Raw genomic sequence first — 6,090 nt, forward strand, 5'->3', positions numbered from 1 at the left:
AGCATGCTCGCGCGGGCGCGGCTGGGCATCTCGTGCGCAGCCTGATCGATATGGCCATGCTGTATGCGAGCAAGGCTGGCGCAGTGATCGTCGGCGTTCTGATCCTGCCGCAGTTCAACCGATTGCTGGGGCCGGAGCAGTTCGGCGTCGTGGCGGTCATTTTTTCGCTGCAGGCGCTGTTGCTGATTCTCGACCTTGGTATGTCGACCATTGTCGGGCGCGATATCGCCGCAGACGACAGCTCACGACAGGCGTCGGTTGATATCTGGCGCTCGGCGGAAACAGTGCTGAACGTCTCGTATGCGGCACTGGGCGTAGCGTTGATCAGCGTAGCATCGCTGATGGGCGTCTCCCTTACGTTACCGCAGATGCTTCTGACCCTTGTGTTGCTATGGGCCCTTACGCAACAGAACGTCGCAATGTCAGCACTCCTGGCGAAGCGCCGCTATCTGGACGCCGGCATCATTCAACTGGCGGGTGTGTTGGCGCGAGGGGGGGGGACGCTAGCGGCAATGAAGGTCATTGGGGTCTCGTTGGACGTATTTCTGATTTCTCAGTGCGTGCTGGCGCTTGCGCAGTACGTGGTGACCTGGGTGCATTGCAACAAAGTACTCTCAATTGACGGTGTGGTCGGCCGCGTCACACTCGAAGGCTGCCGGAAGCTGTTTCTTCGCGGCAAGCCCTTAATGCTGTTTGGTTTGGCAGGGGCGGCGGTCATGCAACTCGACAAGCCGATCGTTTCGGCGTTCATGTCACCAGCGGAATTGGGGCCATATTACTTGGCGATGGTGTTGTGCCTGACACCGATTTCGACGCTTGCAGGGCCAGTGATGCAGTTCTTCCAGCCACGGCTGGTCAATGCTATCCATGAGCGGGACCACGCGCGTGCGGGACAAGTGCTTCGGCGCTATGCCACGATCATCGTGTTGGCCACCATTTTGCCGACAGGCATCTTGTGGCTGTTTCGGGACCCGCTTATTCACCTTTGGCTGCTCCATGGAACGGGAGCGCCACAGGTCATTAAATATGCCGGCATTCTCTTGCCGGGTATCGCAATCGGGGCACTGGGATATGTGCCCTACGTGCTATTGGTCGCCTATCAGGACTTCCGATTCCAGGCCGTCGCTTCGACTGTTATGACGGTCATTACCCTGGGGCTCGCACTGTTCGCTGCCTCCCGCAGCAGCATTATTGGCGTGTGCTTGGTGTATGCGTGCTATCACTCTGTCTCGACCCTGGTTTCATGGGCTAGATGCCTAGTGCTTGCGCGAGGGGGCAGGACGCGGTACGTCGAACGCAACGCGGTGTTGACTGCGCTCTGGGTTGTGGTCGGAGGCGGAGCAGTGATTGCTCTGTACGCATTGAAGCAAGCGCTCTAACAATTATTTTTGAGAAGTCGTTACTACCATGCTTAAAGACAAAGTCTTGATGATCACGGGGGGGACCGGATCGTTCGGGAACACCGTTCTGAACCGTTTCCTAAAAAGCGATGTGAAGGAAATCGTCATTTTCAGCCGGGATGAAAAGAAGCAGGAAGACATGCGCATTGCTTTGCGCAGCCCGAAAGTCCGCTTCTGCATCGGCGACGTGCGCAACTACGATTCGATCGCGCAAGCGATGGTAGGTGTCGATTTCGTCTTCCATGCCGCCGCATTGAAGCAAGTACCGTCTTGCGAATTCTTCCCAATGGAAGCCGTGCGTACCAATGTGCTGGGGACTGAGAACGTGCTGAACGCTGCGATCGCGAATGGCGTACAGCGTGTAGTGCTGTTGAGCACCGACAAGGCGGTGTATCCGATTAATGCCATGGGCATTTCCAAATCTATGGCGGAGAAGGTGCTGGTGGCTAAGGCACGCACGGTACGCGAGGGCGGTCCCGTCTTGTGCGCGACGCGCTATGGAAACGTCATGGCATCGCGTGGTTCGGTGATTCCGCTGTTTATGGAAAAGATTCGCGCCGGTCAGCCAATGCGCGTCACAGATCCGAACATGACGCGTTTCTTGATGTCGTTGGAGGATTCCGTCGATTTGGTTCTCCATGCATTCCAGCATGGAAATCAGGGGGACATCTTTGTTCAGAAGGCACCCGCCAGCACCATTGGCGACCTCGCGGTCGCGCTCAACAAGATGTTTGGTACGACGGCTCCGACCGAAGTGATTGGTACTCGTCACGGCGAAAAGCTCTACGAGACGCTGGTCTCGCGAGAAGAGATGGCAAAGGCAGAGGATGCAGGCCGGTACTATCGGGTACCGGCGGACAACCGCGACCTGAACTATGAGCTCTTCATTTCGGAAGGTTCGCCGAGCGCCAACGTGGTGGATGACTACACGTCGCACAACACGGAGCGGTTGTCCGTCGACGAAATCATCAAGTTGTTGCTGACGTTGCCAGAAGTGCGTGAGAACTTGCGCCAAGTTGGTCGTCTCGATGCATTGATGAACGAGTGAGGACTCATATGCGCCCGCTTCTTTCGATTGTCATTCCGAGTAGCAATCGGCAACACTATCTCGCGTCTGTCATCGAGACGTTACTGCGAGTCACGCAAGCGGAGGTGATCGTTCGTGACAACAGCGATCAATCTTTGAGCGAAGGGACGCTGGCGCCGTTGCTGACGAATTCGAGGCTCGTCTACGTTCACGATGCCACCAAGATCAGTGTGGTCGATAACTTCGAACGTGCGCTCGCAATGGCCACAGGGGAATACCTGATGTTCATTGGCGATGATGATTGCGTTGGACCGTGCGTGGAGGAAATAGCGTCATGGGCGAAGGCCAACGAAATCGATGCGATCGTCTCCTACACGGATCGATTTATTGCGAATTACTTTTGGCCGGGCGTGCGTTCCAAGTACTTTGCGGATGGCTATGCAGGCAAGCTTTTTATTGCGCCAAGCTCTGGCCGGGTCGAAAATTTGGATGCGATGAGCACCATCGCGTCTGCTGCGAATCGGCCAGGGGGGGGGTTGCGCAATATGCCGCGCGCTTATCACGGATTGATCAGCCGTCGTGTCGTTGATCGGGTCATCGAAAAGAACGGGCACCTGTTCGGCGGCGTGAGTCCGGACATCTACAGTGCAGTCATGTTGAGCGCGGAGGCGCGTCAAGCCGTGCGTATCGACTATCCGTTCGTCATCCCGGGCGCGTCGGCGCAAAGTACGGCAGGTGAAGGGGCGGCACGTCAGGACCAAGACGATTTGCGCGCCCGCGACCATATTAAGCGTTTCGGCCCTGGATTGATCTGGGAAGATCGTGTACCGGAATTTTACTCTCCAGAGAACGTTTGGACGTATTCGTTACAGTGCGCATTGAGCGATAGAGAGCTCGTGGGTTGCCCCGTCAATTACCCTCGACTGTACGCCAAGCTGTACTTCCAATATCCGGCCCGTCGGGAAGCGGTCAAGCACAGCGCGAAGCTGTGGATTTCACAGAACGGGTATCTCAGGTTCGGGCTCGGCGCATTGCGCGGAGCCTATGCGGAGGCGCTATTGCAATTCCGCCGCGTATGGCTCCGCTTCGGTACGCCGCCTAGGGAGATCGCGGGACTGGAGACAGTCGGTGCCGCATATGAAGCCCTCAGTAAGGCCGTGCCCGTATGGCAGCCGCCGAAGCCATGAGTAGGCTAATAACGGGCGCCGTGCCGTCGGGTCCGCACGATGCTAGTCGACTGACGCTGCTGATATTGTTGCTGGTAGTGGTGCTTCCGAGCGCCGTCATGACGATATTCGGCGCAACTTCGATGGCGTTAGGCATTGCGCTGACCGCTGTGATTCTGATTTCTCACGGCGTAATTGACTTGTACTTCGGTACGCGGATGTCTCGGCGCCGTTTGGCGCGGTGGATTCTTGTGACGACGGGCTTCGTACTCGTGCTAACCGCACAGAGCCTGTTCGCATCGGCATACGGCGATGAACAGGATACGCAACGTCTGTTCGGGGGGCTGGCATTGCTAGTCTTGATCTGGGGAGCATCTGGTATTTTCGCGGAGCGCCTGTCTACTTGCAGCGATCGCTCAGTAGATCGGTTGGTGACGTGGGGCCTTTGGTTTCTGGCGGTTAACGCTGCGTTGGGCTTGTCTGGGGTCGTTGTCGTCGCACACGCATCGTTTAAGGCCTGCGGCGTCTTTTCGGAGCCGTCGCACCTTGCTATGGTCTCAGCGCCGCTTCTGCTCTATGCGACGGCTCGACGGCTGCGGCGCTGCGAACTCGTGCTGGCGAGCTTCTTCATGTGGGGCTTATTGATCCAGAACCTGACCATGCTGGTAGTGGTGATTCTTGCTGTGCTTCCGCTGATTCGCCTCAGATTCAAAGCGTTGCTAATGCTGAGCGTTTTTGTCGCTATGCTAATGATGGTACTCGGTCAATCAGAACCGGCGATGGAATATTTTCGCGATCGCCTGGTGATTGATGAGAGTACAGACAATCTGTCTGTTCTCGTCTTACTGCGTGGTTGGGAGTATGCGCTTCAAGCCATCGATATTTCGCGTGGCTGGGGGCTCGGATTCCAGCAGTTCGGTGTCACGTATATCGGTGGCGATGTTCTCGCCAAGCTGCAGGCGCAAGGTCTCGGGGACCAGAACCTGTTGGACGGCGGAACGGCTGCGGCAAAAATCGTTGGCGAACTGGGCTATGTTGGCATCTTTCTTTTGGCGTGGTATGTCCTGTTTGCGGCGAAATGCATGTGCGACATGCGGCGGGCTTCTGGGGGAGAAACGCCGCATTGGCGCACGTTCCTGCGGGCCGGGGTCGTCGGTGTGTCCATCGAAATGTTTGTTCGCGGCGCCGGTTATTTCACCCCCGATTTTTTTATCTTGTTTACCGCGATCTCGGCTGCAGTGATTGGCTTAAAGAGGATCAACACGTGAGTATCAGAAAGAAACTAGTGATCTCAGGCGTCAATTTGACGGAAGGAGGGACGCTTACTGTTTTTCGCGAATGTCTTGCTGCGGCGGAGCTGTTCCTTTCGGATAAATGGGATATCGTCGCAATTGTTCACGACGCGGAATTGTTTCAATCTGAGCGGACGAGGTTTTTAGCGTTTAAGGAGATTAAGCGAAGCTGGTTTGCGCGCTTGAAATTCGAATTCTTTGATTGCCGAAAAATTGCTCAGGATCTCGCCCCCGATTTTTGGCTATCAATCCACGATGTGACCCCGCGCATCGGTAGGGTGCCTCAGGCAACATATTTCCATAATGCGGCGGCGTTCTATCGTATGGGCATGAAGGATGTGTACTACGAGCCGAAGCTTCTGCTGTTCTCGCTGTTCTATCGCTACGCTTGCGCGATAAACGTCAAAAGCAATCGGTATATGATTGCGCAACAGGTTTCGCTGCGCAAAAAGCTTAATGAATATTACGGTGATGGTGCTGTCATCGTGGCATACCCAACTCCCGATGTGCTTGCTGGCGTGTGCAAGAAGCAGCGGGCGACGCGGTATATTTATCCGGCTTTACCACGTCCATTCAAGAATATTGAGCTGGTGTTGGAAGCATGGCGGATACTGGAGACAATGGAGGGCTGGCGAGGTGAGCTGGTTCTTACGATTGACGGTGCCGAGAATCGCTATGCGCAAATGCTCCACCGGAAATACGGCGGGCTACGCGGTGTTATATTCGCAGGTCGATTGTCTACTACAGAGATGGCCAATGCCTACGAATCGTCGGATTGTCTTGTGTTCGCCTCCAAGGCCGAGACATGGGGTCTGCCGCTGACCGAAGCAAAGCGCTACGGACTGGCGATTCTGGCGGCGGATCTACCTTACGCGCACGAATCTGTGGGGATGTACGACGGCGCATCGTTCTTCGATGTCACTGACAGCAATGCGTTGGCACAACAAATGTATCAACTCTCGCAAGGGCGGCTCCAGTTCGACGAATGTATTGCCGTGCGCCCGGCGGATCCATTTGCAGAGAATTGGAATCAGCTTTTTGACATCCTACTGGAAAAGACTGTCACGGAGTCTGGTAGTGCTTTCGTTGACATGGTTGGCTAACCCATTGCGCGTGCATCGGTGACGACTCGAGGAGCGTTTAATGCAGTCGTCGTTCCTTTTGTCCGCTCGCGTGCAACGGCCTAACTAGTCGGCCCTGAACAA

The 6,090-nt window shown here is 55.8% G+C and carries 5 protein-coding genes; all 5 read left to right on the forward strand.

All coding sequences use genetic code 11. The features are described from left to right. The first annotated feature begins 32 nt into the window (after positions 1–32). The 5 genes from B4F51_RS11015 to B4F51_RS11035 are packed head-to-tail and all read left to right on the forward strand — an operon-like array spanning position 33 to position 5,988. Positions 33–1,379: a lipopolysaccharide biosynthesis protein gene (locus tag B4F51_RS11015; protein WP_296225428.1), complete on the forward strand. Its 1,347-nt coding sequence runs from the start codon at positions 33–35 to the stop codon at positions 1,377–1,379. A 28-nt stretch (positions 1,380–1,407) separates the two neighbouring features. Next, positions 1,408–2,448, forward strand: a complete 1,041-nt coding sequence (locus tag B4F51_RS11020) for a polysaccharide biosynthesis protein (protein ID WP_296225430.1) — start codon at positions 1,408–1,410, stop codon at positions 2,446–2,448. A gap of 8 nt (positions 2,449–2,456) precedes the next feature. Then, entirely contained in the window at positions 2,457–3,614 is a 1,158-nt protein-coding gene (locus B4F51_RS11025) for a glycosyltransferase family 2 protein (protein WP_296225432.1), read from the forward strand. After that, positions 3,593–4,861 (forward strand): hypothetical protein, encoded by a 1,269-nt coding sequence (locus tag B4F51_RS11030; protein ID WP_296225434.1) that lies wholly within the window; start codon positions 3,593–3,595, stop codon positions 4,859–4,861. The genes B4F51_RS11025 and B4F51_RS11030 overlap by 22 nt, the downstream gene beginning before the upstream one ends. Continuing rightward, complete coding sequence (locus B4F51_RS11035; RefSeq protein WP_296225435.1) at positions 4,858–5,988, forward strand: glycosyltransferase; 1,131 nt, start codon at positions 4,858–4,860, stop codon at positions 5,986–5,988. Before B4F51_RS11030 ends, B4F51_RS11035 begins: the two co-directional genes overlap by 4 nt. Positions 5,989–6,090 lie beyond the last annotated feature (102 nt).

The sequence above is a fragment of the Ralstonia sp. UBA689 genome, from assembly GCF_002298975.1.
Lineage (GTDB): Bacteria > Pseudomonadota > Gammaproteobacteria > Burkholderiales > Burkholderiaceae > Ralstonia.

Excerpts from the sequence above, each read along its gene's own strand:
- B4F51_RS11020 (WP_296225430.1), top strand. The coding sequence starts at position 1,408 with ATGCTTAAAGACAAAGTCTTGATGATCACGGGGGGGACCGGATCGTTC.
- B4F51_RS11025 (WP_296225432.1), top strand. The coding sequence starts at position 2,457 with ATGCGCCCGCTTCTTTCGATTGTCATTCCGAGTAGCAATCGGCAACAC.
- B4F51_RS11030 (WP_296225434.1), top strand. The coding sequence starts at position 3,593 with ATGGCAGCCGCCGAAGCCATGAGTAGGCTAATAACGGGCGCCGTGCCG.